Here is a 25,932-nt window from a genome sequence, read left to right on the forward strand (position 1 = left end):
CAGTCGGCGGATGCCGGGCAGTCTGGTTGGCCGGGCGATGTCGCGCGTCCGCGGCCCTGACGCGAAATCCCGATGAGTGCGCTGCTGCGGGAAATCGCCGGCACGCCCGATCTGCTTGCGCTTGCGGCGGCGTGGCCCGAGCGCTATCCGGGTCTGCTCGAGAGCGTGGCGCGCGGCAGCGCACGGGCCCGCCACGACATCCTTTTCGCCTTTCCCGGCGAGCGCCTCGTGCTCGCTGTCGATGGCCTGCTCGAATGCGGTGGCGTGCGCAGCGCAGGCGACTTCCTGCAGGCGCTCGACGCGCGCTGGCGACAAGTGCGTTTGGCCGGTGATGCAAGTTCGCAACTGCCGTTTCGCGGCGGCTGGCTGCTGTATCTGGGCTATGAACTCGCGGCGCAGATCGAACCGAGCCTGCAGCTGCCGCAGCCGGTGCAGGCGGTGCCACGCGCGCTGGCGTTGCGCTGTCCGGCCGCGATCATCGTGGATCATGCGCGCGGCTGCAGCACGCTGGTGGCCGAGGCCGGGCATGGCGACCTGCTTGACCTGATGAGCGATGACCTGGCCCGGGTCAAGGCATACCTGCCGCAAGCGATCCGTCTCGAGGGCATCGACGAGGATCCAGCCGAGCGCTTTGTCGAAGGCGTGGCGCGTGTGCATGAACATCTGCGGCGCGGTGATGTGTTTCAGGTCAATCTTTCGCGCGCCTGGCGCGCCCGATTGACGGCGCCGACCTCGGCCGCCGATTGTCATGCGGCCCTGTGCCGTGCCAATCCGGCGCCGTTCGCGGGTTTGCTGCAGGTCGATGACTGGGCGATTGCCAGCTCCTCGCCCGAACGTCTGCTGGAACTGCGCGGCAGGCTGGCGCAGACGCGGCCTATCGCGGGCACGCGCGCGCGCCAGGCGGGCGACGACGATGCGGCGCGGCGTGCCGAACTCGTCGGCCATCCCAAGGAGCGCGCCGAGCACGTGATGCTGATCGATCTCGAGCGCAACGATCTGGGGCGCGTGTGCGAGCCGGGCAGCGTGGTCGTCGACGAGTTGATGGCCATCGAAAGCTACGCCCACGTTCATCACATCGTTTCCAACGTGCGTGGCCGTCTGCGTGACGAGGTCACGCCCGGCGAGGCGATCCGCGCGGTGTTCCCGGGCGGCACCATCACCGGCTGTCCGAAGGTGCGTTGCATGCAGATCATCGCCGCGCTCGAAGGGGTCGGTCGTGGTGCCTACACCGGCTCGCTGGGCTATCTCAACCGCGATGGGGACCTGGATCTGAACATTCTCATCCGCACACTCTGCCTGCAAGGCAAGCGCATCGAGTTTCGTGCCGGCGCGGGAATCGTCGCCGACTCCGATGCGCTGCGCGAGCTCGAAGAGACCCGCGCCAAGGCGCGCGGCATGCTTGCGGCCTTGCGCTGTGCCGGATGAGTGTTTCGCGGCGCTCCCTGATGCCGCGGATTCCGGGTACCCTGCGAGATCGATGAGCCACTCTCCCGTCCCAGTCTTGATCAGCCGGAGCAGCCACGTCCGTGGCCGCGCGCTGCTGCGCACGCTTGCCCTGCTGCTGGTGCTGGCGCTCGTCGCGGGTGGTGTGATCGGCTGGCAGGACTATCATGCCTACGGCAACGCGGCGCTGCCGATCAGCGGAGCCGGAACGACCTTCGAGGTCGCGCGTGGAACCAGCTACGCACGCATCGTCGCGCAGTTGCGTGAGCAGGGACTGGTTGCCGGCGACACGCGCAGCAGTCTCTACTGGCGCCTGCTTGGGCGTGAATCGAAGATCGCCGCGCGCCTGCATGCCGGCGAGTATGCGCTGATGCCTGGCCTCACGCCGCGGGAGCTGCTGCGCAAGATGGCGGCGGGCGAGGTGGTGCAACATCATTTCACCATCATCGATGGCTGGACATTTCGACAATTGCGCCTGGCGCTGGCCAATTCCGCCGGACTGCTGCAAACCTTGCCCGGGCTGAGCGACGAAGCCATCGCGCGCGAGCTCGGCATCGCCGACGGCAAACCCGAAGGCTGGTTCCTCGCCGAGACCTATTCCTTCGTCAAGGGTGAGTCGGATCTGGACATCCTCAAGCGCTCGCACGAGGCAATGCGCAAGGCCCTGGACCGGCTGTGGCCGCAGCGCACGAGCGAGGTGCGGCTGGATTCTCCCTATCAGGCGCTGATTCTTGCTTCGATCGTCGAGAAGGAAACCGCGCAGCCTGACGAACGGCCGCTGATCGCCGGTGTATTCCTGCGGCGCCTGAAATTCAACATGCGCCTGCAGACCGATCCGACCGTGATCTATGGCATGGGGGCAGGCTTCGACGGCAACATCCGACGCCGCGATCTGGAAACCGACACGCCCTGGAACACCTACACGCGCGACGGCCTGCCGCCCACGCCGATCGCCTTGCCGGGGATCGACGCATTGCAGGCGGTCATGCATCCCGCGCCCGGCGATGCGCTGTATTTCGTTGCCCGCGGCGATGGCAGCCACGAGTTCTCGCCCACGCTCGACGCGCACAATCGAGCCGTGCAGAAGTACCAGTTGCGGCGCGGCCAATGAACGGACGATTGATCACGCTCGAAGGGGGGGAGGGCGCAGGCAAGAGCAGCGTGCTCGATGCCTTGCGCGAGCGCCTTGCGAGTCGCGGCATCGATGTGGTGGTGACGCGCGAGCCCGGCGGCACGGCCTTTGGTGAGGCGGCGCGCCGCCTGATGCTCGATCCCGCGTTCGCGGGGATTTGCGCCGAAAGCGAATTGCTGTTGGTGTTCGCCGCGCGCGCGCAACATGTGCGCGAGCGCATCGTGCCGGCGCTTGCGCGCGGGCAATGGGTGCTGTCGGATCGCTACACCGACGCGAGCTATGCCTATCAGGGCGGCGGGCGTGGCCAGCCGCTCGAGCGTATCGCCACTCTGGAAACCTGGGTTGCACCCGTGCACGCCGATCTGACCCTGTTGCTTGATCTGCCGATCGAACAGGGGCTCGCGCGCGCGGGCGCGCGCGGCCCCAGTGATCGGATCGAAGCCGAAGACCATGCGTTCTTCGAACGTGTGCGCAGCGCCTATCGGCAGCGTGCCGCGCAAGAGCCTCGGCGCATTCGCGTCATCGATGCGAGCCAGCCGCTCGAGTCCGTGCGCACGGCGGCCTGCGCCGAGCTCGATGCCTTCTTGAGCGGTCTCGGAGCCGGACGATGAACGGGCTCGGCGACTGGGTGCAGCCCGCCTGGACTGCATTGACGACGGCGCTGGCGCAACGACGCCTCCACCATGCCTTGTTGTTTGCCGGGCCCGCGGGACTGGGCAAGCGCGCACTCGCCGAGGCCTTCGCGGCGGCGGCGCTGTGCGAGCGCGTCGATGTCCAGCAGGGAGCCTGCGGACAGTGCCGCGCCTGCCTGCTGCGCGCGGCGGGCTCGCATCCCGACCTGGTCCGGGTCGGCCTCGAGCTACGCGACGATGGCAAGCAGCGCAGCGAAATCACCATCGACCAGATGCGCGCGCTGTCGCAGCGGTTGGCCTTGTCGAGCCAGTTCGGCGGCTGGCAATTGGCCCTGATTGATCCGGCCGACCGGCTCAACGCGAGCGCGGCCAACGCCTTGCTCAAGACGCTCGAGGAGCCGGCCACGGCCACCGTGATCGTCTTGCTTGCCGATGAACCTGCGCGTCTGCCGGCGACGATCCGCAGCCGCTGCCAACGCATCGATTTGCCGGCGCCGTCGGCTGCGGCGGCGCTGGACTGGCTCAAGACTCAGGGCGTGGAGGCGGCGCTGGCGCAAGAGGCGCTGGCGGCGAGCCTGGGCAACCCCGGGCTGGCCCTGGACTGGATCCGGGATTCCAATCTGGCCCTGCGCGAGGCCTGTGCCCGCGATCTCGCCGCATTCGAGCGCGGCCAGCGTCAGGCGCAGGAACTGGCCGAGCAGTGGAGTCAGGATCGTCCGGCCGAGCGACTGTGGTTCGCCGCGGTGATCGCGCGCGACGAGGCGCGCAAGCGAGCCCTGACCGCAACGCCGTCCTTGACCGCGCGCGGGGAAATCCCCAAGCTTGTGGCCTGGTTCGGCCATGCCAATCGCGCGCGTGGCCTGCTTTCGACGACCTTGCGGATCGATCTGCTCCTGCTCGATCTGCTGCGGACGTGGCCACGGCGCGACGAGTCCAGGCAACGAGGCTGACAGATGGCGACACCAAGCGGCGGCGGCGCGCCACGACAGGGCATCCTGTCGCTCGCGATCAAGGACAAGGGTGCGTTGTTCAATGCCTACATGCCGTTCGTGCGCGGCGGCGGGCTGTTCGTGCCCACCACCAAGCAATACAGCCTCGGCGATGAAGTGTTCCTGCTGTTGTCCCTGATGGACGAGGGCGATCGCCTGCCGGTTGCCGGGCGCGTGGCCTGGATCACGCCAGCCGGCGCCCAGGGCAATCGCGTCGCCGGCATCGGTGTGCAGTTCAACGAATCCTCCGATGGCGAAGTCGCGCGCACCAAGATCGAGTCGGTGCTGGCCGGCATCCTCAGCCAGGAACGCCCGACCAACACGATGTAGGGCGCGATGCGCATCCTGATCCTCGGCGCCGGCGCGATTGGCGGTTTCTTCGGCGCGCGCCTGTTGCAGGCGGGTACCGATGTCAGTTTCCTCGTGCGGCCCGCTCGGGCGGCGCTGCTGCGCGAGCACGGCCTTTGCGTGCATGGCCGCACCTTCGAATTCAGTCAGCGCGTCAACACGCTTTGCGCGGTCGAACACGCCTTCGATCTGGTGTTGTTGTCTTGCAAGGCCGGCGATCTCGATGGCGCAATCGACGTCATCACGCCCGCGGTCGGCGCGCGCACGCGTGTCTTGCCCCTGCTCAATGGCCTGCGCCATCTCGATCGGCTCGATGCGGCGTTCGGAGCGCAGCGTGTGCTCGGCGGCCTCGCCCATATTTCGGTCACGCTCGAAGATGATGGCGCGATCCGGCAGTTCGGCACGCTCGAGCGCCTGGGCTTTGGCAGCCGGGATGCCGGCATGCCGGTTCCCGCGCCGATCCGCGCGGCCTTGCTTGCGATCTCTTCGCAGGTGGTGGAGCAGCCCGACATTCTTGCCGCGATGTGGGACAAGTTGGCCTTCATTGCGACGCTGGCCGGGATCACCTGCCTGATGCGCGCCGCGGTCGGCTCGATCGTTGCCAGCGACGGCGGCGCAGCTCTGATCGAGCGCCTGTACGCGGAATGCTGCGCGATTGCCGCGCGCAGTGGCCATCCCGTTGCAACGGCGGCGCGAGAGGCCGCACGTGTCACCCTGACCACGCCCGACTCGCCGCTCAAGGCCTCGATGCTGCGCGACCTCGAGCGCGGCGCGACGACCGAGGCCGAGCACATCCTGGGCGACTTGCATCATCGCGCGAACGGGTTCGGCCTCGACGTGCCGTTGTTGACCGCTGCGCTGTGCCATCTGCGCGTCTACGAAGCCACACGCGGCAGCGTACGCTGAGGTGAGAGGCCGGAAGCTTCAGCGCTGGGTGCCGCGCTTGCGCGGTAGTGCTTCGGCGGCGGCGAGCCGCGCACGCACACGCTGATGCGCGCGTGTCTCGGGACGCTCGGCCTTGCGCCGTTCGGCGGTGTACTTGACCAAGGCGTCCAGGCAGTAGCGGTAACTGCGTTCGACCAGGGCCTCGATTTCAGCCCAGTCGAAGATGCGCACACCCTGCACCGGCATCTGCAGGCGCAGGTCGGCAAGATCATCATGGCTGCGCGGGCCATTGTCGCGGGTGGCTGCGAAACCACCGGCGAGCAGGGCGAACAGGGACACGCGCGAGGGATTGCTGTGCCGGTGCAACAGGGCCTCGGGGTCGGGGCCGGTGATCCCGGGTGCATCCAGTCCACTGCCGGCGGCGACGTCCGAAGCGATGATCGGACCGCGGCCGAGGCTGTGCATGACATCGACCGGCAGGCAGTTGGCGATCGCGCCGTCGGCGAGCAAGTCGCCGTTCCAGACCACCGGGGGTGCAAGGCCGGGGACGCACATGCTGGTGCCGGTCCACACCGCGAGCGAGCCGGAATCGTGAACCTGCTGGCGCGCCTTGGTCAGATTGGTGCTGATGCAGAACAAGGGGACGCGCAGGTCTTCGATGCGGGTATCGCCGAAGATGCTGCGCAGGCGGCGCAGGAACTTGCGACCGCGAATCAGTGACACGCTCGGCCAGACGTAGTCATTGAGATAGTTGCGCTCGACAAAAGTCTCGCGCGCAATCGTGAGCATGTTCTTGCTGTCGGCGCCGCTCGCGTGCAGCGCCGCGAAGAACGCCCCGATGCTGGTGCCGCCGAGCAGGTCGGCACGGATGCCCAGCTCCTCCATCGCCCGGACCAGCCCGATGTGCGCGAAGCCGCGCGCGCCACCACCGCCGAAGACGACGCCCAGGCCGTGGCCGGTGAGCTGACGTGCGACGGCGTCGTAGTCGGCCTGGACTTCAGGACGCACGAAATAGTGGGTGCGCGCGCCGAGCAAGGTGCGCCAGGCGACGATGTCGCCGGCGGCAGCGCCATCCGGGCGCAACACCAGGAGGTCGACCGGGGTGCGCGGTGCATGCTGGCGCAGGGTGCGAGCGAGCGCGACCGGGGGCTGGCCACCGTCTGCGCTGACCACGACGATGACGCGATCGGATTGGCGCAGGCAGCGCTCGGCCCATTGCTCGCCGGAGGCGTCGCTCCACAGCACCAGATGGCCGCCGGAGAGCTCGCGCCGACTGAGCCAGTCGTTGAGGATGCGGTGCTGCTCGCCGGCGCCGAACGCGGTTTGTGCAGCGCCTTCACCGAATTGCTTGTCGACATCGCCGGCACCGATGCACTTGACTGCATGTTCGCTGCCGCGCATGCCGGCCAGCAGCCAATCGACATGCAGCCCCAGGCGCATGCCGCGCTGGGAGCCGATCACCGCGATCGTGCGATTGCCACGTACGGCATCGAGCAGGGCGCCGCGGGTGCTGCGCCGACTGCGGCGCGCGATCGTGCTGCACAGCGCGAGCAGCGCGGAAGGCTGTCTGGAAACCGCATCGAGCAGGGCGTTGCGGTCGATCCGCAGCAGCACCGAGTCACGCAGTGCGACCACGTCGGCGCCGCGTGTCTCGCCAGACAGCATTGCCATTTCACCGACCGGCTCGCCGCGTCCGATCTCGCCGATGATCTGGCCGTCGGCATGTTGTGCCTGCAGGCGCCCGGTGACGACCACGTAGAGATAGTCCGGCAGGTCGCCTTCACGGAAGAGCACACGACCGCCACGCAGTTCCTCGACCTCGAATCGGCGGGCAAGCGCATCGAGGGCTTCGGGCGTGATGCCGCGAAACAGCGAGGTACCGAAAAGTATCGCCTTCTTGTCCATCCCTGCTCCCCCTGGAGGCCGGCAAAGCTTAAGACAACGCCGACCACGTCGCACGGCCGTCATCGTGCCCGGAAAGGTCGCCGGTCGGGTTGCGCGGCTGTGGACGCTCAGGCTGCCGCGGCGTGTGCGGCCTGCTGGATGCGGGCAAGCATCGCCGCCAAGCCGTTCGAGCGCGTCGGCGAAAGGTGGCGGGCAAGTCCGATGGCTTCGATGAAGCGCGGTTGGGTGGCAAGAATCTCGGCTGCGGGGCGACCCGAGTAGACGCGCAACAGCAGGGCGATCAGGCCGGAGACGATCGAGGAATCACTGATTGCGCGGAAATCCAGACGCTGCGCATCGCCCTGCACGTCGAGCCAGACCAGCGACTGGCAGCCGCTCACCTGACGCTCCTCGGTCTTGAGTGCCTCGGGATAGGGCGGCAGCTTGCGGCCGAGATCGATGAGGTACTGGTAGCGCTCGGTCCAGTCTCCGAAGAAGGCGAATTCCTCGGCGATCGCCTGTTGTGCCGCTTCGGCACTGGGCTCGGCAGGCGCAGCAAACTCATTCACCGGCGGCCACCACTTTCCAGCGTGGACCCTGCGCGGTGTCTTCGATCACGATACCCTGGGCAAGCAGTTCTTCGCGGATGCGATCGGCGGTGGCGAAATCGCGTGCCTTCTTTGCTGCCACGCGTGCCTCGACCTGTCGCTGCACGGCTTCTTCATCGATGGCGTTCTTGCCGGACGTCTGCTTGAACCAGGCTTCCGGATCCTGCTGCAGGAGGCCGAGCATGTCGGCGGCACCAAGCAGGGCTGCCTTGGCGGAGCGCCGTGCCGCTGGCGTGCTTGCCGCGCGCGCTGCGCTGGCGAGAGCGGCGAGCTGGGCGAAGGCCTCCGGCGTGTTGAGGTCGTCACACAGGGCGGACTCGATCGCAGCGGGCAGCACGCGTTCTGCGGCGTCCACCTCGACATCGGCCATGTCGCGCAACACCGTGTACCAGCCATCGAGTGTCGCGCGCGCCTGCGCCAGCGCCGTTTCGGACCAATCGAGCGGCTGGCGGTAGTGCGCGCGCAAGAGCAGGAAGCGCAGCACTTCGCCCGGGTAGAGGTCGAGCAATTCGTGCAGCACCAGCACGTTGCCCAGCGATTTGGACATCTTGCGTCCGTCGAAGGTGAGCATGCCGTTGTGCAGCCAGTAGCGCGCAAAGGTCTTGCCGCCATGTGCGCAGGTGCTCTGCGCGACCTCGTTCTCATGGTGCGGGAACATCAGGTCGTTGCCGCCGGCGTGGATGTCGATGGTTTCCCCCAGATGGGCGGCGGCCATTGCCGAGCACTCGATGTGCCAGCCCGGGCGACCGCGCCCCCACGGGCTGTCCCAGCCCGGCAAGTCGGGCGTGGAGGGCTTCCACAACACGAAATCGGCGGGATTCTTCTTGTAGGGTGCCACCTCGATGCGTGCGCCTGCGATCATGTCGTCGACCGAGCGGCCCGAGAGCTTGCCGTAGTCGGCGTAACTGGCGACATCGAACAGCACGTGGCCCTCGGCGGCATAGGCGTGGCCGCATGCAATCAACTGTTCGCACATCGTGATGATCTGGGGGATGTGCGCAGTCGCATGGGGCGTGAGGTCGGCCGGATCGGCGCCCAGTCGCGCCATGTCCTCGAAATAGGCCTTGGCGTAGCGGCCGGTGATGGCGTCGATGGATACGCCGGCAGCGTTTGCTGCGGCATTGATCTTGTCGTCGACGTCGGTGATGTTGCGTGCGTACACCACCTGCGGGTGGAGACGTCGCAGCAACCGCGCGAGCAGGCCGAACACCACCGGCGGGCGCGCGTTGCCGATATGCACGTAGTTGTAGACGGTCGGCCCGCACACGTACATCGTTACCCGCTGCGGGTCGAGCGGGATGAAATCTTCGACCCGGCGGGTCAGGCTGTTGTGCAAACGCAGCGGCATCGGGTGTTTCCTGGCTGAGCCGGCGATGATAGCAGCCGCAACGCAGCAACCCGCGGGGCAAGCGCGCCCGACCCCATCCGTGCGGCCCGCGGAAACATCAAGCTCGCCCGGCTTGATCCTGCGCGACAGTCGGCTTCGATTGGGCTGGTTTGCCTGAAAACTGCGTGCTGCGTGCTCATCGAAGGCAGCCAGTCCGCTTAGAGTCGGCGCTAAGGCCATTTTGCCTTCGCGCAGCCTGCCCATGTCGACGACTCTCGCCCCGCTCCCGCCCTTCGCGCCGGTCCGCCGCTGCAACGAGGAATCGGTTGGCGATGCGTGAGGGGATGCTGCGGTCAAGCAGGCAGGGTCTTGCTCCGAAAAGCGCAGAGATCGCGGATCGGGCAGTGCGGGCAGTCGGGCTTGCGCGCCTTGCACACGTAGCGGCCATGCAGGATCAGCCAGTGGTGGGCGTCCTTGCGAAATTCCGCGGGCACCACCTTGAGCAGCCTGTCCTCGACTTCACGCACGGTCTTGCCCGGGGCCAGCCCGGAACGGTTGGCAACGCGGAAAATGTGCGTGTCGACCGCGATGGTCGGCTCGCCGAAGGCGGTATTGAGCACGACGTTGGCGGTCTTGCGGCCGACGCCGGGCAGTTGTTCGAGTTCTTCGCGCGTGCGCGGGACGTCGCCGCCGTGTTGCTCGACGAGGATGCGGCAGGTGGCGATGATGTGCTGCGCCTTGGCATTGAACAGGCCGATCGTGCTGATGTGGCGCTTGAGCGCGACTTCGCCGAGATCGAGCATCGCCTGCGCGGTATTGGCGCGGGCAAACAACTTGCGGGTCGCCTTGTTGACCCCGACGTCGGTGGCCTGTGCCGAGAGGATCACCGCAATCAGCAATTCGAAGGGCGAGCCGTAGACGAGTTCGGTGGTCGGATGCGGATTGAGCGCGCGCAACCGCCGGAACAACTCGCGCACGTTCTCCGGCTTCATCGCCTGAACTCTTGCGTGCGTTTGGCGCGACCCCGCGCGATCGCCTCGAGCACGGCATTGCGGCTGATCGGCGCGGGCGCCGCTTGTGCCGGTGTCTCGTCGTGTTCCAAGCTTGCGGCCGACGCGGATGATGTGGCGCAAGTCGGCATTTCCGTGCCATGCAATCGGGTATTGCGTGCCTCGAAGCGCATGCGTGCGTGCGCTGCCCGTTCGACCACCGCGCTGCGCGCAAGCAGTGTGTCGGCGCTGGCGATCATCGCGATGCAATCGACCGGGCAGGCCGGCACGCACAGCTCGCAACCCGTGCACTCGCCGGCGATCACGGTGTGCATGAGCTTGCCGGCACCGACGATCGCATCGACCGGGCAGGCCTGGATGCACTTGGTGCAGCCGATGCAGACATCCTCGTCGATCACCGCCAGCGTCGGCGGTGCTGCCACGCCGAAGTCCGGATCGAGCGGCGGTGCTGTGATGCCGAGCAGTGCGGCCATCGCGGCGATGCCGTCTTCGCCGCCGGGCGGACACCGATTGATCGCGGCCTCACCGGCGGCAATCGCCCGCGCGTAGTCGCGACAGGTCGGGTAGCCGCAGCGCGTGCACTGGGTCTGCGGCAGCAGCGCATCGAGACGATCGACGAGGTCGTGGCGCTCAGTCATGCGCGCAGGCCGTCAAGGCATTCGCGGGGTTGCCGGCGACGCGTGCGGATTTGTCCGGGTCGCCATGTGGGCTCACTTCACCGTTGCGCCGGGCACGGCGCCGGCATCGGCATCGAGCAGGAACAGATCATCGCCACCCGTGCCGGCCGACAGGATCATGCCTTCGGAGACGCCGAAGCGCATCTTGCGCGGGGCGAGGTTGGCGATGAAGACGACGTTGCGGCCGACGAGTCTTTCCGGCTCGCCGTAGGCGGCGCGGATGCCCGAGAAAATCTGCCGCTTGCCGAGCGCGCCGGCATCGAGCTCGAAGCGCAGGAGTTTGTCCGAGCCTTCGACGAGGTCGCAGGCGAGCACCTTGCCGATGCGCAGATCGAGCTTGGCGAAGTCGTCGATGCCGATGACAGCGGAAGTGTCTGCAGCTGCGGACGCTGCCGCAGGTGCAGGTCTGGCTGTTGCGGGCTTTGCCGTCGGCGGGTTGGCGGCCTCGTCGGCGGGTTTGAGGGATTCCTTCGAGGCTTCGATCATGGCTTCCACACGCTTGGGGTCGATGCGCGTGGTGAGTGCGCTGAATTCACCGATGCAGGTGCCAAGCAGGGGCGTGGCGGCAAGGTCGAAGCGAGTCACGGTCTCGCGCAGGAAATCCGCGGCGCGCGCGGCAATGCCGGGCACGATCGGCGCGAGCCAGATCGTCAGCAATCGGAACTGGTTGAGCGCGAAGCTGCACACCGCATGCAGTTCGTCGCGCTTGCCTTCGTCCTTGGCCAGTTGCCACGGCGCCTTGGTGGCGACATAGGCATTGGCTTCGTCAGCCACTTCGACCAGCAGGCGGACCACGCCGGCATAGTCGCCTTGGCGATACAGATCCGCGCAAGCGCTCAGCTTCTGCGCTGCGGCGTCGAACAGGCTGCGCTCGCGTGCGGGCAGGTTGGCTGCAAGGCGACCATCGAAATGCTTGTGCACGAAACCCGCGCAGCGGCTGGCGATGTTGACCCACTTGCCGACCAGGTGCGAATTGACGCGCTCTTCGAAGGCCTTGAGATCGAGGTCGATGTCCACCGGTGCGGCGGTGAGCATGGTCGCGAAGTAGTAGCGCAGCCAGTCCGGATCGAGCCCGGCATCGAGATAGGTGCGCGCCATCACGAAGGTGCCACGCGATTTCGACATCTTCTCGCCATTGACGGTGAGATAGCCGTTGACGTGCAGGGCGTCGGGTACGCGCAGGCCGGCGCCATCGAGCATCGCCGGCCAGAACAAGCCGTGGAAATTGACGATGTCCTTGCCGAGGAAGTGATGCATCTCGGTGGCACGCTCGGTCGTGGCCACAGGCGCGCGCGCACTGGCGGCCATGAATTGATCGAAGGTTTTCGGGCCCAGACCGGCCTTGGCGCCATCCGCGCTTTCGCAGTAGTGCTTGAAACTTGCGAGATAGCCGATCGGTGCATCCAGCCAGACGTAGAAGAACTTGCCCGGCGCATCGGGAATCGGAAAGCCGAAATACGGCGCGTCGCGCGAGATGTCCCAGTCGCGCACGCCACCGTCGGACTCGAGCCATTCGCGCAGCTTGGCCGCGACCGAGGCATGCATCACCGGCTCGCCGCCGCTGAGCTTGCCGCCGAGCCAATCGCGCAGCAGTTGCGCGAAATCGCCGACCTTGAAGAAGTAATGCTCGGAATCGCGCAGCTCGGGCGTGGCGCCCGAGAGCACCGAGCGCGGCTCCTTGAGATCGGTCGGCGCATAGGCCGCGCCGCAGACTTCGCAATTGTCGCCGTACTGATCGGGCGCGCCGCACTTGGGGCAGATACCCTTGACGTATCGATCCGGCAGGAACATCTGCCGCTGCGGATCAAAGAGCTGGCGAATCGAGCGCGCCGCGATGTGACCGCCATCGCGAAGGCGCTTGTAGACCTGTTCGGCCAGTTCCCGGTTCTCTGGCGAGTGGGTGGTGTAGTAGCAGTCGTGCTGGATCCCGAAGGCGGCGAAATCGCGCACATGGCCGTCGTAGATCGCGCCGATGAAGGCCTCGGGCGTGACGCCGGCCTTCTCCGCCGCGAGCATGATGGGCGTGCCGTGGACATCATCGGCAGCGACGAAGTGCACGCGATGACCTGCCATGCGTTGCGCGCGCACCCACACATCGGTCTGGATGTAGCCCAGGAGATGGCCGAAGTGGAGCGGGCCATTGGCATAGGGCAGGGCGTGGGTGACGAGGATTTCTCGGGAGGCAGGCGCATTCATGCCGTGCAGGTTCCGTGTGCTGCAAAGCGCAAATTATGGCACGCACACCGCCATTCAAACGAAAACGCCACCGGACGCGATGCCGGTGGCGCGGGTGGGGACGGACGCAGGGATCAGGGGGATTTGCGCTGCCAGGTCTGGGTGCGACCAAACAACGAGAAGCCGATGTAGCCGCGCACGTCGAGCTTGGCGCCGCCATCGGCCGGGGTGAGCGAAACCTTGTAGACCTTGCCGGTCTTGGGATCGAGGATACGGCCGCCGCTCCAGCTCGCGCCGTCCTTGACCACGTCCCACATGATCACCATGCCCTCGATCGGCTTGTCCTTGCGATCGCCCGTGCAATTCTTGCAAATGGGATGTGGGCCATCGTCCGATTGCAGGACCTCGAGCACCTTGCCTTCCAGCTTGCCGCCGATGTCGGTGATCTGCACCACCGATTTGGCTTTGCCAGTGGCGTCGTCGATCGTTGTCCAGGTGCCGACTGGCGTGAGTTCGTCGGCGAGGGCCAGCGAGCTGCACAGTGCGGCAGCGGCGATCACGGCACAGCGAAGGATCAAGCGCATGGAGCGTTCTCCGGTTGAAGGTCGGTGCAGCCTTGCGCGAAGCGGCGGGCAGGTCAAGACGCGCTGCGCCGTAGCGCGTCAGGGGACGTTGCCAAGTGCGTGCCATGATGGACGTTCCTCACCAACGGAGTGCAAACCATGGCTGATGACCTGTATCCCCCCGCGGGCGGCGATCTGGGCCACTACCGGCGCGAACTCGCACCCGAGACGCTCAATGCCTTCCACGCCTTCAGCAAACAGGTATTTGCCGACGGCGCGCTCGATGCACGCACCAAGCAGCTCATCGCGGTTGCGGTTGCGCATGTGACCCAGTGTCCGTACTGCATCCGCGGTCACGTCGACGGCGCACTCAAGGCCGGCGCCAACGACAAGCAAATCATGGAAGCGATCTGGGTGGCGGCGGAAATGCGCGCCGGGGGCGCCTATGCGCATTCCAACCTCGCCCTCGACCAGATCCGCAAGCACTCGGCAAAAACAGGCTGAACGCGCTGCCGGCACCGCGATCGCTGGCATAATGGTGCGTTCACCTTCGACGCATTGCCATCATGAGTGCAGCCCTCACGGCCCGAGTCAACGAAATCCTTGCCGGCATCGAAGACCCGCATACCGGCAAGAACCTCGTCGAGAGCGGCGAGGTGCGCGGCGTGGGCGTGGCCGACAACGACATCACGGTCGATCTGCAATTGCCGTATCCGGCCGAGAGCGTGCGTGCGCAGTTTGCCGAGCGCGTCAAGCTGGCGCTCGAAGCCGACGCGCAGATCGCACACGCCGCAGTCGGCGTGAACTGGCGCGTGCACGCGCATGAGGTCCAGCACGGGCTGATGCCACTGCCGGCAGTCAAGAACGTGATCGCGGTCGCCTCGGGCAAGGGGGGCGTCGGCAAGTCGACCGTGGCCGCCAACCTTGCGCTTGCGCTCAAGGCCGAGGGGGCGAGTGTCGGCGTGCTCGACGCCGACATCTACGGTCCGAGCCAGGTGCTCATGCTCGGTCTCACCGGCAAGCCCGACACCCGGGACGGCAAGCGCATCGAACCGAAAATCGCGCACGGCATCCAGGCGATGTCGATCGGCCTCATGGTCGAGGAAGACACCGCCATGATCTGGCGCGGGCCGATGGCGACCCAGGCACTCACGCAGATGCTTGGCCAGACCAATTGGGTCGATCTGGATTACCTCATCATCGACCTGCCGCCGGGTACCGGCGACATCCAGCTCACCTTGTGCCAGAAGATTCCGGTATCGGGCGCGATCATCGTCACCACGCCGCAGGACATCTCGCTGCTCGATGCGCGCAAGGCCTTCAAGATGTTCGAGAAGGTCAACGTGCCCACGCTGGGCATCATCGAGAACATGGCCACCCACGTATGCTCCAACTGCGGTCATGAGGAAGCGATCTTCGGCAACGGTGGCGGCGCGCGCATGGCGGCGCAGTACGAGGTACCCCTGCTCGGCAGCCTGCCGCTCGACATTCGCATCCGCGAACAGGCCGACGGCGGCACGCCGAGCGTTGCGGCGATGCCCGACTCCGACATCGCACGGCGTTACCGCGAAATTGCACGCAACGCCGCCGCAAGGCTCGGTCTGCGCGCGCGCAACAAGGCGATCGCGATGCCGCGCATCGTGGTCCAGGACACCTGAGCCCGGGAATCGCGAGTCGGAAGGTGCGTGACGCACAGCGCGCTTCGCCTCCGACTCCAGACCCCCGCTTCCCGATTCTCCATCCCAGAGCCCAATCCATGACCATCAAGAGCGACAAATGGATCCGCCGCATGGCGCAGCAGCAGCGCATGATCGAGCCGTTCGAGCCCGGCCAGGTCAAACGCCGCGACGAGCAACGCCTGATTTCCTACGGCACCTCGAGCTATGGCTACGACGTGCGCTGCGCCAACGAGTTCAAGGTGTTCACCAACATCAATTCGACCATCGTCGATCCGAAGAACTTCGACGCGCGCAGCTTCGTCGACGTGGTGTCGGATGTCTGCATCATTCCGCCCAACTCCTTCGCGCTCGCGCGCACGGTCGAGTATTTCCGCATCCCGCGTCGCGTGCTCACGATCTGTCTGGGCAAGAGCACCTATGCGCGCTGCGGCATCATCGTCAACGTGACGCCGCTGGAGCCGGAATGGGAAGGCCACGTGACGCTGGAGTTTTCCAACACCACGCCGCTGCCGGCGCGCATCTATGCCAACGAAGGCGTCGCGCAGATGCTGTTTCTCGAATCCGACGAGGACTGCGAGACCAGCTACAAGGACCGCGGCGGCAAGTACATGGGCCAGACCGGCGTGACCCTGCCCAGCGCATGAATGGCGCCTGATGGAATGCCGTGGGCATCCCCGTGCGCGCGGCGCCGGTGGTAGGCTTGCCCGCCACCAAGACTTTCGACTCAAGACGGAGACGAACCCAGTGACGCGCACTTTCCGCATTCTTCGGCCGCTCGCGCTCGCCGCCTTCGCGACGGCCATCTTGTTGCTCGGCGCCTGCCATCGCGGCGGCAATGTCGCCCCCGATCAGGTACGCGCGGCCAATGTGCCGGCGAGCTTCGACGTGACCCTGCTCGCCGACAAGAGCAATCAGTTCGACTTCGACGGTGCGCCACTCACGGTCGAGGACCTGCGCAGTGCGTTCCGCTATCGCCTCGAAGAGCATCTGCCGATGTCGACCGTGCTGCTCAAGCGCGGCGAGAAGCAGAAGATCACCAAGGAACACATTTCGTCGCTCGCGCGCGTGTCGCTGGAAATGAAGTTCAAGGCCTACATGCTCGAGAAGGACGGTGGCATTTCCGAGATCGTGCCAGTCGACAAGTCGGACAAGTGAATACATCGGTTCAATGCATAGGGAGACCACGATGAAGCAGACGATCAGATTGTTTTTCACGGCCTTGCTGTTCAGCCTCGCGCTGATCGGCAGTGCGCAGGCGCGTTCGGACATCAAGGACGGCAATGCGATGGTCAAGCCCGAAAAGGGCGTGAAGTTCTCGATCGACGGCGCCACCCTCGGCAAGGCCGAGCTCTACGGCTACATCGCCGATCTGCGCGATACCGACAAGATCACGGGCGTCGTGCTCAAGAAGGGCGGCGACGACGAGCAGCGCCGCATCATCGGCTCGATCGCCAAGGCGCTCGGCCTCAAGTCCTTCGAGCAGGATGGTCGCGAGCTGAAGGACATCCCGCAGCCGCAGGACACGCCCAAGCCGCCGCCGATCGAGAGTGCCGAGCCTGCAGCGGCTGGCAGTGACACGCATTGAGGGCAATGCTTCGGCAGCGTGATGCTTGCCGCGGGCGCGGGGCGCCCGGCGCAATGTCTGTTTGGACGCGCGGTCTGATCGTTGCCTTCGCTCTGTGGTCGGCGCTCGCGAGCGCCGGTCCGATCAGCGCGGTCACGGAAACCTTTCACGACTGGAAGGAACGCCTGTTCGGCAAGGGCCACCCCGTGGCCGAAGTCGTCGATGCGCCCGCGGCGGGTGCGATCGAACTTGCGACCGGGCATCCCGTGCGCCTGCGCCTCGTCGAGGCCACGCCGCAGCATGATTTCAGCAAGGGCCGCAGTCGCTTTCGCGAGATCGTGCTGCCACAGACTCTTGCCCATGCCGCGGTGCGCGTGCAGGTGGTCGCGCAGCGTGCGCACAAGGGCACCGGCAACACCGTGTTCAAGCCGCTGCTCTACGTGCAAAGTGGCGAATCGGGCTGGCGCGAGCCGGTTGAGGTCAAGCCGCTGCATCTGGACATCCGCCCGTTCCGCAAGACGCGCCTGCTCGGCTGCGTGGTACTCGATGACGTGCACAAGTTCGCGCTTGCGACCGATCCCTCGGCGATCGGCAAGTCCTATGTCTCGGAAGTGCGCGAGGCGATCAAGGCGCCAACCAAGAGCGGCTTTTACTACAGCACCGATGCGATCAAGGCGCGGCTGCCGTATGCGCAAACCGGCGTGCTCATCCTCGAGGTGAGCGCCGAGAAGGACGCCGATTCGGGTTGCTGATCGCGTGCCTCAGGCGATGCTGCCACCGTGGACGCGCAGATCGCTGCGCACGACCAGGGCACATTCGATTGCGATGCGTATCCCCTCGATCATCATTGCCAGTGTCATGCTCGGTTGGCCTGGATGTGCCGCGACTTGCTCGGGCAGCAGCGGCAAGTGGACGAAGCCGCTGCGCGTGAGCGGTGAGCGCGATGCGAGTCGATGCGCGAGCAGATAGAACACCTGGTTGCACACGAAACTGCCGGCTGACAACGACAGTGCGGCGGGGATGCCGGCCTCGTGCAATTGGGCGACGATCGCCTTGAGCGGGAGGGTGGCGAAATACGCTGCCGGCGCGTCGTCGGTGACGGCTTGGTCGATCGGCTGGTCACCATCGTTGTCGGCGATGCGTGCATCGATGAGGTTGATGGCGACACGCTCGAACGAGAGCTCGGCACGCCCGCAGGCCAGGCCCAGTGCGAGCACGAGGCGCGGCCGATGGCGCACGAGCAGGGTGTCGAGCAGCGCCGGCGTCTGCGCGAACGCGACCGGAAGCACGGCGCCGACCACCGTGTGGCCGTCGATCGTCTGGCCATCGAGTGCCTGCACGACCTGTTGCGATGGATTGACGGCATCGCCCGCGAAGGGCGCAAAGCCGGTGACGAGGATCGATCCGTGTGAAGTCATCGGAACACCAGAAACCACATGAGCAGGAAATTGACCGCGAGCAAGGCCAGTGCGCTCGGCCATTGTGCCCGGATCACGCCATATTGGTCAGGCAGTTCGAGCAGCACCGCGGGGACGATATTGAAATTCGCGGCCATCGGCGTGAGCAGGGTGCCGCAATAGCCGGTGAGCATGCCGATCGAGCCGAGGATCGCCGGGTCGGCGCCGTGTCGCAGCACCAGCAGCGGCAGGCCGATGCCGGCCATGAGCACCGGGAACGCCGCGAAGGCATTGCCCATGATCACCGTGAACAGGACCATGCCCAGGGCGAAGGCGAGCAGGCAGGCGAGGCGGCTGTCGACGGGGATCAGCATGCCCACGAGCGCGCTGATCGCATCACCGACGCCGGTGCTCGCGAACACGCTGCCGAGTGTCGCCAACAGCATCGGCAGCAGCGCGGCCCAGCCGAGCGCATCGAGCACGCGGCGGCCTTCACTCATGCCCGTGGCGAGCGCTGCGCGCGTGACCCGCAGCGCGGCGATCAGGGCAATCACGCAGGCAAGGCCGAGCGCCGTCAGGGTGGCGTGGCGCGGTTCGATCAGCACGGTTTCGCCCCAGCGCAACCAAGGCCCGGCAAGGACCCCCACGAGGGTGACCAGCGGAATCACCAGCGCCGGTCCGAACAGGCGGTTGCCCAGCCGCTGCGCACTCGCGCGGCGGCTGGCGAGCGTGGTTTCATCTTCGGCGCTGGTTCCGAGCTTGCCGCGTGCGGCCATGATGCCCAGACCAATCACACCCACACCCATCGCCTGCGCGGGCCAGCGGCTGCCCGCTGCGAGCGCAGCGAGGATTGCATCGCCGAACAGGAAGGCGCAGGCGAGGATCGCCCAGAACGCCGCCATCGGGATGCGCCGCTCGCGCAGGTTGGCGATCGCCGCGAACGCGAGGAATGCGCCGAGAAGCCAGTAGACGTGTTCGATCCTCAGCACGCGCCCTCTCCCTTGGCGTCAACGCGCTTGCGCGCCGCACGTTCGAGCTGGCGCTGGAAGTGGCGCAGGCGCAGCACATGGATCAGGAACGCCGCGATCGCGGTCGGCAGCGCCCACAGTGCGATCGCCAGCGGCTGCAGTTCGATGTCGTTCTGGGCGAAAAAGCCCTGGATCAGGAGCACGGCGCCGAGCGCGATGAACACATCCTCGCCGAAAAACAGGCCGATGTTGTCGGTGGCCGCGGCCATCGCCGCAACCTCATGGCGTTGCCCGCGCTCGAGCGTGCCGACGGTGCGCTCGGCGGCGGCCTCGCTCATCGGCGCGACCAGCGGCCTTACCGTCTGCGCATGACCTGCGACATTGGTCAGGCCGAGCATCGACAACACTTGGCGCAGGCCCAGATAGCTGGCGAGAAATCGAGTGAGTGTCAGGCCGCGAAAGCCGGCGATCCAGTCGCGCGCGCGCTCGCGCAGGCCGCAGTGTTCGAGCAGGCCGATCACCGGCAAGGTCATCACCATCAAGAGCAGGGCGCGATTGCTCACGAAGGAGCTGCCGAGCATCGCCAGCAGGTCGCCGGGGCTCATGCCGGCGGCGAGACCGCTGACCAATCCGGCGATCACCACCACCAGGACCGGATTCACGCGCAGCACGAAACCGATGACGACGGTGGCAACGCCAAGCAGGGGCCAATAGTTCATGGACGAGGGCTCATCGCTGGAGATGGGAAAGCAGGAGGGCGGGGTGTGTGCGCGGCACTGGCGCTACGTGCGGGATCTGCAGGCAATCCACGGTCGGCGGCTCAGTCATGCAGCGTTCGCACGTCCACGCCCGCGGCTTCGAGTGCCTGGCGCAGTCTGGCCGCCCACGTGGCGGCGTCCACGCGGTCGCCATGCACGCACAGCGTGTCGGCGCGCAGCGCGAGGGTGCTGCCATCGCGGGCGCTGACGCGGGCGTCACGCACGATCGCGAGTGCCTGCGCCACTGCGGCATCGGCATCGGCGATCACCGCATCGGCGCGGCTGCGTGGCGTGAGCGAACCGTCGGGTTCGTAGCGACGATCAACGAAGGCCTCGTGGGCGACGCGCAGGCCTGCACGCACACCCGCGCGTGGCAGTTCGCTCGCGGCCAGCCCCACCAGCACGAGTTCGGGATCAAAACCGCGGATCGCCTGCGCGATCGCGTCGGCGAGGCTCGCATCGCGTGCGGCCAGGTTGTAGAGCGCGCCATGCGGTTTGACGTGACGCAGGCGTGTGCCGGCTGCGCGGGCGAAAGCGTCGAGCGCGCCAATCTGGCCGAGCGTGAAGGCATGGGCCTCTGCCGCGCTGATCTTCATTTCACGGCGTCCGAAGCCTTGCAAGTCGGGCAGGCCGACATGCGCGCCGATCGCCACGCCGTGTTCGAGCGCCAGCGCGACCGTGCGCTGCATGGTCAGTGCATCGCCGGCGTGGAATCCGCAGGCAATGTTGGCCGAGGTGACGTGCGCGAGCACGCCGGCATCATCGCCCATCGTCCAGGCACCGAAGGATTCACCGATGTCGCTGTTGAGGTCGATGCGGAGGTTCATGGCTGCAGGCGTTGGGCAATGGCCGCGGCGAGACGGGCGAGTTCGCGTTCGCGCGCAAGATAGCGTGATTGTGCCTCGTCCTGATCGATGGCGATGAAGCGCAGGGTGTCGCCGGGTCGAAGTTGGGCCAGGCGTGGCAGGTCGAATGCCGCGACTTGGCCGATGCGCGGATAGCCGCCGGTGGTCGGGTGCTCGGCCATGAGCACGATCGGCTGCCCACCCGGCGGCAGTTGCACAGTGCCGAATGCAATCGCTTCGCTCGCCAGCTCCAGCGGTGCGGACAGTGCGAGCCGCGGGCCGTCGAGACGCAGGCCGACGCGATTGGAGTCGCGGTCGATGCGGAACTCGGCCTGATGCAGCGCCATGCGTGAAGCCGGATCCAGTGCATCGGCGTGGGTGCCCGCAATCAGATGGATCGGATGCGCGGGATCGAAGTCGAACCAGGGCCGTGGATCGAGGGACCAGCGCGGCTTGGTGTCCGGGTCGAGATCGACACCGGGCAGGGCATTGAGATCGATGCTGTCGCCCGTGCGCAGCGCGCGGCCGCCGAACGGGCCGAGCGCGGCATTGAGATCGGTGGCGACGCTGCCAAGCACGGGGGCGAGCGCAAAGCTGCCCGCGACCGCGAGGTAGCCCCGCAGCCCCCGCGTGGTGGCACCGATCTCGAGCGTGGCGCCTGCCGGCAGCACATGGCTCTGCCACATCGGCAAGGCGGCACCGTTTGCGCGCACCTCGAACATGGCGCCGGTCAGTGCAACGCGCACCGCTTGCGCAAATCGCAGGCACGGGCCGCTGGCGGTGTACTCGAGCGCACCCGCGCCTTCGTCATTGCCGACCAGCAGATTGGCCAGCCGCAGTGCGACTTCGTCCATCGGCCCGGCATTGCCGACGCCCAGATTCGCGTAGCCGTAGCGGCCGCGATCCTGCACCGTGGTGAGCCAACCCGGTTTGAGCACGGCGACGCTCATCGTGTGTTCGGCTCGACGATCGCCGCGAATTCAATGGCGTCGATCGCACGAAAGCGCACGCGATCGCCTGGCGCGAGCAGGCTTGGAGGTCGCGCCTCGGCGTCAAACAATGTTGCGGGCGTGCGGCCGATCAGGTGCCAGCCGCCGGGTAGCTCGCGTGGATAGATTCCGGTCTGCGCGCCGCCGATCGCCACCGAACCGGCCGGCACGCGCAGCCGCGGCTGCGCCCGGCGCGGCATGTGCAGGAGCGGAGCGAGCCCGAGCAGGTAGGGAAATCCCGGTGCGAACCCGAGCATCGCCACGCGATAGTGGCCGGCGCAGTGCTGCTCGATCACGCAAGCCGCATCGATGCCCGCATGGCTGGCCACGGTGTCGAGATCGCAGCCGTACTCGCCGCCGTAGCAGACCGGGACTTCGATCACGCGACCCTTGTCTGTGGTTTGCGCTGGCGGGCTGGCGAACACGGCACGCAGCGAACCGGCCAGATGTTGCCAGGGCGGCTCGCCGTTGCTGCCGGCCCAGAACACCGCGTCGTAGTGCAGGGCGAGCGAGGCGCCGGCAGGGATGAGATCGAGCAGGCCGGGCATCTCGACCTTGCGCAGCATCGCAGCGGCCGCATGCACGTGCGCATTGACTGCGGCATCGACCTGTGTGCCAAAGCGCATGAGCAGGATGGTTTCGCCGAGCGGCTCGATCGAGAAGCCGGGATCGGCACCCGCGCTCATCAGGCCAATTCCGCCTTGAGTGCCTCGCGCAGGCGCGCCAGTTGCTGTCCGCGCGCATCAGCGGTGAACGGGATGCGCTCGCCGCGGCCCCAGACGGGATCGGGCCACAGTGCATCGCCCGTGAAGCGCGCGATGATGTGGACATGCAATTGCGCGACGACGTTGCCGATCGCGGCGATATTGAGCTTGTCGGGACACACCAGCACTTCGAGCGCGCGGCCGACCAGCGTGATTTCCTCGAGCAGCTGGCCACGATCCTTGGCGTCGAGATCGATCAGTTCGCGCGCGCCGGCGATGCGCGGCACGAGGATCAGCCAGGTGAAGCGCGCATCATCCATCAGCCGCAGTTGCGACAGCAACAGTTCCCCGACCAGATGGCTGTCGCCCGCAAGCCGGGGGTCCAGGCTGAAACTCATGTTGCGCTCCCGAGATGGCGTGCAAGAAAGTCGAGCGTGCGTTCGCGCGATGTCCGGGAGCTTGCGGCACGGTAGTCGTGCGGCTCGGCATCGCGATCGAAGGCGTGGCCGGCGTCTTCGTAGACATGGATCTGCGCCTGCGGCCAGGCTTGACGATGGCGCTCGATTGCGGCGGGTGGGATCGAGCGATCGCGCGCGCCGAAATGGAACATGAGTGGCGCGTGTGCCGCTTCGGCGAAGTAGCCGACGTTGCGGCTGCCGTAATAGCTCACCGCGGGCATGCCCAGGCGTGTTGCCGCAAGAAGGGCAACGGTGCCGCCCCAGCAGAATCCGACACAGCCGATGCGGCCGGCGGAGGCGATCGATTCCGCGGCGCTGGCAACATCCTCGACGGCCAGATCAAGGCCGACTTCGCCGACGAGTTCGCGCCCGCGCTCGGTGCCGGCGGCGTCATAGGCGAGTTCGACATCACGCTCGACATGGTCGAAAAACGCCGGTGCGATCGCCGTGTAGCCCGCTGCGGCAAAGCGATCGACCACCGAGCGCACCCAGGCGTTGACACCGAAGATTTCCTGCACCACGACGATGCCGCCCTTGGCTGCGCCTTGTGCCGTGGCCATGTAGGCGCCGATGCACTGCATGCGCGAGGTATTGATCTGGATCGTGCGGCCCATCATCTTCTCCGTCGCGAACGCTACAGCGTATGCAGCGGCCGTGGCGTGTCAATGTTCAGGTCGGGTAGCGACGCACGCAGTTGCGGCCCGCATGCTTGGCGGCATACAGCGCCTGATCGGCCGCGTCGAGGAAACCGGACATGTCCACCGGCGGCGACAGGTCGGCCATGCAGGCGACGCCGATGCTGACCGAACCCTTGGCGCCGAGCACGGGCAGAGTCGATGTCAGGCGCTGGGTGACGTGCTCGCGTACGCCATCGGCGAATGCGAGCGCCTGATCGGCTGGGCACTGTTCCAGCACGGCGACGAATTCCTCGCCGCCGTAGCGACCGAGCAGGTCGCTGCGCGAGAGACGTTCACTGATCGCGCGCGCGCCCGTCGCAAGCACCTGGTCGCCGAACAAATGACCATGCTCGTCATTGATCGCCTTGAAATGATCGAAATCGATGAGCATCAACACCAGTGATCGTCCCTGCTCGCTCGCTTGCACGATGCGGTCGGCCAGTTTGGTGAGCAGGTGGCGGCGGTTGGCGATCTGGGTCAGGGAATCGATGGTGGCCGCGCGTTCGAGTTCGGCTGCCTGCGCGCGCAACGCCGCATTGGCGGAATCAAGTTTGGCGCTGGCCTCGAGAATCTCCTGATTGCGCTGGGCCAAGGCCTGGTTGAAGCGGCGCATGCTGCGGTGACGGAAAACGAGGGCGCCCAATGTGAGACTCAAGCCGATGATGACGATGAGTGCGGTATCGCGCACCAGCGTTTGGCGCTCGATGCGCGCGGCCTGCAATTCGTTGTCCTTGGCCAGCATCGACACGCGTTGCTCGGCGTTGGCGCGTTCGTGCTGCACCTCGAGTGCCGCGAGCTGGCGACTGGTGCGAACGCCGATCATTTCCTCTCGCGCCTGCAGATACTTGTGCGCGTAGCGCAAGGCATCTTGCGAGTTGCCTTCACTTTGAGCGAGCTGCTCGCGCATCGCGTAAGCCTGAGCCAGCTGCTGGCGCAGATTGGCGGCCTCGAGGCCGGCAATGGCCTCGTCGATCGAGCCGCGGGCGCGCAGCGTGTCACCATCGGCGATCGCAGCCTGGGTCAGGTGCAGCAGCGAGCGGGCGACGATTTCCCGTTGCTGCAGTTCACGGCCGAGCTTGAGGGCATGTTCGAGGTGGCGCTCGGCCTCGTCATTCTCATGCAGGCCGAGCAAGGCGCGGCCCAGTTCGAGCAAGTCCAGTCCCTGATGCGGTCGATCATCGAGCGCGCTGTCGATGGCGAGCGCCTCGGAGGAGGCGTCGCGCGCGCCGGCAAAGTCGCCAAGGTCATTGAGCAGGCTTGCATACGAGCCAATCACGGTCGAGTAGGCGGTCGGCGAGCCGCGCTCGATCGCTTCGGAGAGCGCGCGATCGAAATACTGGCGCGAGGCGCTGGCGTCCTCGATGTCGCGGTAAAGCAAGCCGAGGTTTCGATACAGGTATTCGAGGCGATCGGTGTCGGAATGGCCCTTGGCGGCAGCATCCAGTTGCACCTGCAGGGCCTTGGCAAACTCGCCGCGGTCGCGCCAGACGGTGCCGAGGTCGGTCAGTGCGCGAATCTCGCCGGCCTGGTTGCCGCTGGCGGAAAACAGCGCGATCGCCTTCAACTGGTGTTTGGTGGCCTTGTCAAGATGGCCGCGGCGGCGTTCGACAATGCCGAGTGCATTCTCGGCCTGGGCGAGGGCATCGTGGTCGTCCAGGCGCAGCGATAATTGCGCGGCGCGCTGGGCGGCGGCGCGGGCGCGATCATAGTCGCCGAGCATGGTGGCACTGCGCGCGATCATCTTGTTCAGGTCGAGCTCGGCGCGTGCGTCACCGCGGGCCACCGCCAGATGCAAGGCGCGCGACCACAACGCGTCGGCGACCGGCGGCACATCGAGCGCTGCGGCGCAGTCGCCGATGAAGCCCAGCAGATGCTGGCGCGCCGGCGCTCCTCCGAATACATCGGCGAGTTCGAGCGAGAACGGGCTGCCAAGTGCAGCCGCGAGTGATTGTGCGAGCTGGCGGCTGCTCACGGCCAGCTCGGCGCGCGGATACGGATTGGCGCCGGCAGCGCCTGCGCTGACGCACAGGAGCAGGCACAGTCCAAGTCGGACGAGCAGCCCGCAGGGTCGTTTGCGTGTCCGGATTTCCGCCGCGCCGTCGAGCGTGCGCATGGTGTCCCTGATGTGGAAAGGCCGCGTTGCAGCTCGGGCGATCTTAGCATTGCCACGTGACCGTGGCGGCCGCCGTCACTAGAATTGATGATTCCATTCAGCTGTCC

At 66.7% G+C, this 25,932-nt stretch carries 28 protein-coding genes; 12 read left to right on the forward strand and 16 right to left on the reverse strand.

The features are described from left to right. Positions 1-72 precede the first annotated feature (72 nt). The 6 genes from KF759_RS01830 to KF759_RS01855 are packed head-to-tail and all read left to right on the forward strand — an operon-like array spanning position 73 to position 5,450. A complete protein-coding gene (locus KF759_RS01830; RefSeq protein ID WP_291222651.1) occupies positions 73-1,425 on the forward strand; it encodes an aminodeoxychorismate synthase component I in 1,353 nt (450 codons plus the stop codon). A gap of 52 nt (positions 1,426-1,477) precedes the next feature. Then, the gene (gene mltG, locus KF759_RS01835; RefSeq protein ID WP_291222653.1) at positions 1,478-2,554 is read left to right on the forward strand and encodes an endolytic transglycosylase MltG; all 1,077 of its coding nucleotides are present in this window, start codon (positions 1,478-1,480) and stop codon (positions 2,552-2,554) included. After that, positions 2,551-3,186 (forward strand): dTMP kinase, encoded by a 636-nt coding sequence (gene tmk / locus KF759_RS01840; RefSeq protein ID WP_291222655.1) that lies wholly within the window; start codon positions 2,551-2,553, stop codon positions 3,184-3,186. The genes mltG and tmk overlap by 4 nt, the downstream gene beginning before the upstream one ends. Next, a complete protein-coding gene (gene holB / locus KF759_RS01845) occupies positions 3,183-4,157 on the forward strand; it encodes a DNA polymerase III subunit delta' (RefSeq protein ID WP_291222657.1) in 975 nt (324 codons plus the stop codon). The genes tmk and holB overlap by 4 nt, the downstream gene beginning before the upstream one ends. 3 nt (positions 4,158-4,160) lie before the next feature. Then, positions 4,161-4,526: a PilZ domain-containing protein gene (locus tag KF759_RS01850; protein WP_291222659.1), complete on the forward strand. Its 366-nt coding sequence runs from the start codon at positions 4,161-4,163 to the stop codon at positions 4,524-4,526. A gap of 6 nt (positions 4,527-4,532) precedes the next feature. Continuing rightward, positions 4,533-5,450, forward strand: a complete 918-nt coding sequence (locus KF759_RS01855) for a 2-dehydropantoate 2-reductase (protein ID WP_291222660.1) — start codon at positions 4,533-4,535, stop codon at positions 5,448-5,450. 18 nt (positions 5,451-5,468) lie between these two features. Here the strand turns inward: KF759_RS01855 and KF759_RS01860 are convergent, their stop codons facing one another. From KF759_RS01860 to KF759_RS01890, 7 genes are all read right to left on the reverse strand, one after another. Then, positions 5,469-7,334 carry a patatin-like phospholipase family protein gene (locus tag KF759_RS01860; RefSeq protein WP_291222662.1) on the reverse strand — a complete coding sequence of 622 codons (1,866 nt, stop codon included), beginning with the start codon at positions 7,332-7,334 and terminating at the stop codon, positions 5,469-5,471. 107 nt (positions 7,335-7,441) lie between these two features. Continuing rightward, positions 7,442-7,882 (reverse strand): SufE family protein, encoded by a 441-nt coding sequence (locus tag KF759_RS01865; RefSeq protein ID WP_291222664.1) that lies wholly within the window; start codon positions 7,880-7,882, stop codon positions 7,442-7,444. Further along, entirely contained in the window at positions 7,875-9,269 is a 1,395-nt protein-coding gene (gene cysS / locus KF759_RS01870) for a cysteine--tRNA ligase (RefSeq protein ID WP_291222666.1), read from the reverse strand. The genes KF759_RS01865 and cysS overlap by 8 nt, the downstream gene beginning before the upstream one ends. Before the next feature lie 332 nt (positions 9,270-9,601). Then, positions 9,602-10,240, reverse strand: a complete 639-nt coding sequence (gene nth, locus KF759_RS01875) for an endonuclease III (protein WP_291222667.1) — start codon at positions 10,238-10,240, stop codon at positions 9,602-9,604. After that, complete coding sequence (locus tag KF759_RS01880) at positions 10,237-10,896, reverse strand: RnfABCDGE type electron transport complex subunit B (RefSeq protein ID WP_291222669.1); 660 nt, start codon at positions 10,894-10,896, stop codon at positions 10,237-10,239. The genes nth and KF759_RS01880 overlap by 4 nt, the downstream gene beginning before the upstream one ends. 72 nt (positions 10,897-10,968) lie before the next feature. Further along, on the reverse strand, positions 10,969-13,131 hold the full coding sequence (gene metG, locus KF759_RS01885; protein ID WP_291222671.1) for a methionine--tRNA ligase: 2,163 nt from the start codon (positions 13,129-13,131) through the stop codon (positions 10,969-10,971). 113 nt (positions 13,132-13,244) lie between these two features. Beyond that, the gene (locus tag KF759_RS01890; protein WP_291222673.1) at positions 13,245-13,694 is read right to left on the reverse strand and encodes a DUF2147 domain-containing protein; all 450 of its coding nucleotides are present in this window, start codon (positions 13,692-13,694) and stop codon (positions 13,245-13,247) included. A 138-nt stretch (positions 13,695-13,832) separates the two neighbouring features. Here KF759_RS01890 and KF759_RS01895 point away from each other — a divergent pair, with 138 nt between their 5' ends. The 6 genes from KF759_RS01895 to KF759_RS01920 all read left to right on the forward strand — a co-directional run bounded on the left by KF759_RS01895 (position 13,833) and on the right by KF759_RS01920 (position 17,668). Next, positions 13,833-14,177 (forward strand): carboxymuconolactone decarboxylase family protein, encoded by a 345-nt coding sequence (locus KF759_RS01895; protein WP_291222674.1) that lies wholly within the window; start codon positions 13,833-13,835, stop codon positions 14,175-14,177. A 62-nt stretch (positions 14,178-14,239) separates the two neighbouring features. Next, complete coding sequence (gene apbC / locus KF759_RS01900) at positions 14,240-15,331, forward strand: iron-sulfur cluster carrier protein ApbC (RefSeq protein WP_291222676.1); 1,092 nt, start codon at positions 14,240-14,242, stop codon at positions 15,329-15,331. Positions 15,332-15,429: 98 nt separating this feature from the next. Continuing rightward, positions 15,430-15,996 (forward strand): dCTP deaminase, encoded by a 567-nt coding sequence (gene dcd / locus KF759_RS01905; protein ID WP_291222678.1) that lies wholly within the window; start codon positions 15,430-15,432, stop codon positions 15,994-15,996. A 100-nt stretch (positions 15,997-16,096) separates the two neighbouring features. Beyond that, a complete protein-coding gene (locus KF759_RS01910) occupies positions 16,097-16,507 on the forward strand; it encodes a hypothetical protein (RefSeq protein ID WP_291222679.1) in 411 nt (136 codons plus the stop codon). A gap of 31 nt (positions 16,508-16,538) precedes the next feature. Beyond that, the gene (locus tag KF759_RS01915; protein WP_291222680.1) at positions 16,539-16,937 is read left to right on the forward strand and encodes a hypothetical protein; all 399 of its coding nucleotides are present in this window, start codon (positions 16,539-16,541) and stop codon (positions 16,935-16,937) included. Between the two features lie 53 nt (positions 16,938-16,990). Continuing rightward, positions 16,991-17,668 carry a hypothetical protein gene (locus KF759_RS01920; RefSeq protein ID WP_291222682.1) on the forward strand — a complete coding sequence of 226 codons (678 nt, stop codon included), beginning with the start codon at positions 16,991-16,993 and terminating at the stop codon, positions 17,666-17,668. Between the two features lie 9 nt (positions 17,669-17,677). On the opposite strand, the gene pcp is transcribed toward KF759_RS01920, so the two are convergent. The 9 genes from pcp to KF759_RS01965 form a co-directional block, all read right to left on the reverse strand. Continuing rightward, positions 17,678-18,334, reverse strand: coding sequence for a pyroglutamyl-peptidase I (pcp, locus tag KF759_RS01925; protein WP_291222684.1), 657 nt, complete (start codon positions 18,332-18,334; stop codon positions 17,678-17,680). After that, on the reverse strand, positions 18,331-19,302 hold the full coding sequence (locus KF759_RS01930; protein WP_291222687.1) for a DUF979 domain-containing protein: 972 nt from the start codon (positions 19,300-19,302) through the stop codon (positions 18,331-18,333). The genes pcp and KF759_RS01930 overlap by 4 nt, the downstream gene beginning before the upstream one ends. Next, complete coding sequence (locus KF759_RS01935) at positions 19,296-20,000, reverse strand: DUF969 domain-containing protein (protein WP_291222689.1); 705 nt, start codon at positions 19,998-20,000, stop codon at positions 19,296-19,298. Before KF759_RS01935 ends, KF759_RS01930 begins: the two co-directional genes overlap by 7 nt. 101 nt (positions 20,001-20,101) lie before the next feature. Beyond that, on the reverse strand, positions 20,102-20,866 hold the full coding sequence (locus KF759_RS01940) for a 5-oxoprolinase subunit PxpA (RefSeq protein ID WP_291222690.1): 765 nt from the start codon (positions 20,864-20,866) through the stop codon (positions 20,102-20,104). Then, the gene (locus KF759_RS01945; RefSeq protein WP_291222692.1) at positions 20,863-21,834 is read right to left on the reverse strand and encodes a biotin-dependent carboxyltransferase family protein; all 972 of its coding nucleotides are present in this window, start codon (positions 21,832-21,834) and stop codon (positions 20,863-20,865) included. Before KF759_RS01945 ends, KF759_RS01940 begins: the two co-directional genes overlap by 4 nt. Further along, positions 21,831-22,559, reverse strand: coding sequence for a 5-oxoprolinase subunit PxpB (gene pxpB, locus KF759_RS01950; protein WP_291222693.1), 729 nt, complete (start codon positions 22,557-22,559; stop codon positions 21,831-21,833). The genes KF759_RS01945 and pxpB overlap by 4 nt, the downstream gene beginning before the upstream one ends. Then, the gene (locus tag KF759_RS01955; protein WP_291222696.1) at positions 22,559-22,975 is read right to left on the reverse strand and encodes an HIT family protein; all 417 of its coding nucleotides are present in this window, start codon (positions 22,973-22,975) and stop codon (positions 22,559-22,561) included. Before KF759_RS01955 ends, pxpB begins: the two co-directional genes overlap by 1 nt. After that, positions 22,972-23,649 carry a dienelactone hydrolase family protein gene (locus tag KF759_RS01960; protein WP_291222698.1) on the reverse strand — a complete coding sequence of 226 codons (678 nt, stop codon included), beginning with the start codon at positions 23,647-23,649 and terminating at the stop codon, positions 22,972-22,974. The genes KF759_RS01955 and KF759_RS01960 overlap by 4 nt, the downstream gene beginning before the upstream one ends. Positions 23,650-23,704: 55 nt before the next feature. After that, positions 23,705-25,825, reverse strand: coding sequence for a diguanylate cyclase (locus tag KF759_RS01965; RefSeq protein ID WP_291222700.1), 2,121 nt, complete (start codon positions 25,823-25,825; stop codon positions 23,705-23,707). Positions 25,826-25,932 lie beyond the last annotated feature (107 nt).

Source organism: Dokdonella sp. (genome assembly GCF_019634815.1).
Classification (GTDB): domain Bacteria; phylum Pseudomonadota; class Gammaproteobacteria; order Xanthomonadales; family Rhodanobacteraceae; genus Dokdonella_A.

Bases quoted from the DNA above. Each gene is read 5' to 3' on its own strand.
- KF759_RS01830 (WP_291222651.1), top strand. From the start codon at position 73: ATGAGTGCGCTGCTGCGGGAAATCGCCGGCACGCCCGATCTGCTTGCG.
- mltG (WP_291222653.1), top strand. From the start codon at position 1,478: ATGAGCCACTCTCCCGTCCCAGTCTTGATCAGCCGGAGCAGCCACGTC.
- tmk (WP_291222655.1), top strand. From the start codon at position 2,551: ATGAACGGACGATTGATCACGCTCGAAGGGGGGGAGGGCGCAGGCAAG.
- holB (WP_291222657.1), top strand. From the start codon at position 3,183: ATGAACGGGCTCGGCGACTGGGTGCAGCCCGCCTGGACTGCATTGACG.
- KF759_RS01850 (WP_291222659.1), top strand. From the start codon at position 4,161: ATGGCGACACCAAGCGGCGGCGGCGCGCCACGACAGGGCATCCTGTCG.
- KF759_RS01855 (WP_291222660.1), top strand. From the start codon at position 4,533: ATGCGCATCCTGATCCTCGGCGCCGGCGCGATTGGCGGTTTCTTCGGC.
- KF759_RS01860 (WP_291222662.1), bottom strand. From the start codon at position 7,334: ATGGACAAGAAGGCGATACTTTTCGGTACCTCGCTGTTTCGCGGCATC.
- cysS (WP_291222666.1), bottom strand. From the start codon at position 9,269: ATGCCGCTGCGTTTGCACAACAGCCTGACCCGCCGGGTCGAAGATTTC.
- nth (WP_291222667.1), bottom strand. From the start codon at position 10,240: ATGAAGCCGGAGAACGTGCGCGAGTTGTTCCGGCGGTTGCGCGCGCTC.
- KF759_RS01880 (WP_291222669.1), bottom strand. From the start codon at position 10,896: ATGACTGAGCGCCACGACCTCGTCGATCGTCTCGATGCGCTGCTGCCG.
- metG (WP_291222671.1), bottom strand. From the start codon at position 13,131: ATGAATGCGCCTGCCTCCCGAGAAATCCTCGTCACCCACGCCCTGCCC.
- KF759_RS01890 (WP_291222673.1), bottom strand. From the start codon at position 13,694: ATGCGCTTGATCCTTCGCTGTGCCGTGATCGCCGCTGCCGCACTGTGC.
- KF759_RS01895 (WP_291222674.1), top strand. From the start codon at position 13,833: ATGGCTGATGACCTGTATCCCCCCGCGGGCGGCGATCTGGGCCACTAC.
- apbC (WP_291222676.1), top strand. From the start codon at position 14,240: ATGAGTGCAGCCCTCACGGCCCGAGTCAACGAAATCCTTGCCGGCATC.
- dcd (WP_291222678.1), top strand. From the start codon at position 15,430: ATGACCATCAAGAGCGACAAATGGATCCGCCGCATGGCGCAGCAGCAG.
- KF759_RS01915 (WP_291222680.1), top strand. From the start codon at position 16,539: ATGAAGCAGACGATCAGATTGTTTTTCACGGCCTTGCTGTTCAGCCTC.
- KF759_RS01920 (WP_291222682.1), top strand. From the start codon at position 16,991: ATGTCTGTTTGGACGCGCGGTCTGATCGTTGCCTTCGCTCTGTGGTCG.
- pcp (WP_291222684.1), bottom strand. From the start codon at position 18,334: ATGACTTCACACGGATCGATCCTCGTCACCGGCTTTGCGCCCTTCGCG.
- KF759_RS01935 (WP_291222689.1), bottom strand. From the start codon at position 20,000: ATGAACTATTGGCCCCTGCTTGGCGTTGCCACCGTCGTCATCGGTTTC.
- KF759_RS01940 (WP_291222690.1), bottom strand. From the start codon at position 20,866: ATGAACCTCCGCATCGACCTCAACAGCGACATCGGTGAATCCTTCGGT.
- KF759_RS01945 (WP_291222692.1), bottom strand. From the start codon at position 21,834: ATGAGCGTCGCCGTGCTCAAACCGGGTTGGCTCACCACGGTGCAGGAT.
- pxpB (WP_291222693.1), bottom strand. From the start codon at position 22,559: ATGAGCGCGGGTGCCGATCCCGGCTTCTCGATCGAGCCGCTCGGCGAA.
- KF759_RS01955 (WP_291222696.1), bottom strand. From the start codon at position 22,975: ATGAGTTTCAGCCTGGACCCCCGGCTTGCGGGCGACAGCCATCTGGTC.
- KF759_RS01960 (WP_291222698.1), bottom strand. From the start codon at position 23,649: ATGGGCCGCACGATCCAGATCAATACCTCGCGCATGCAGTGCATCGGC.
- KF759_RS01965 (WP_291222700.1), bottom strand. From the start codon at position 25,825: ATGCGCACGCTCGACGGCGCGGCGGAAATCCGGACACGCAAACGACCC.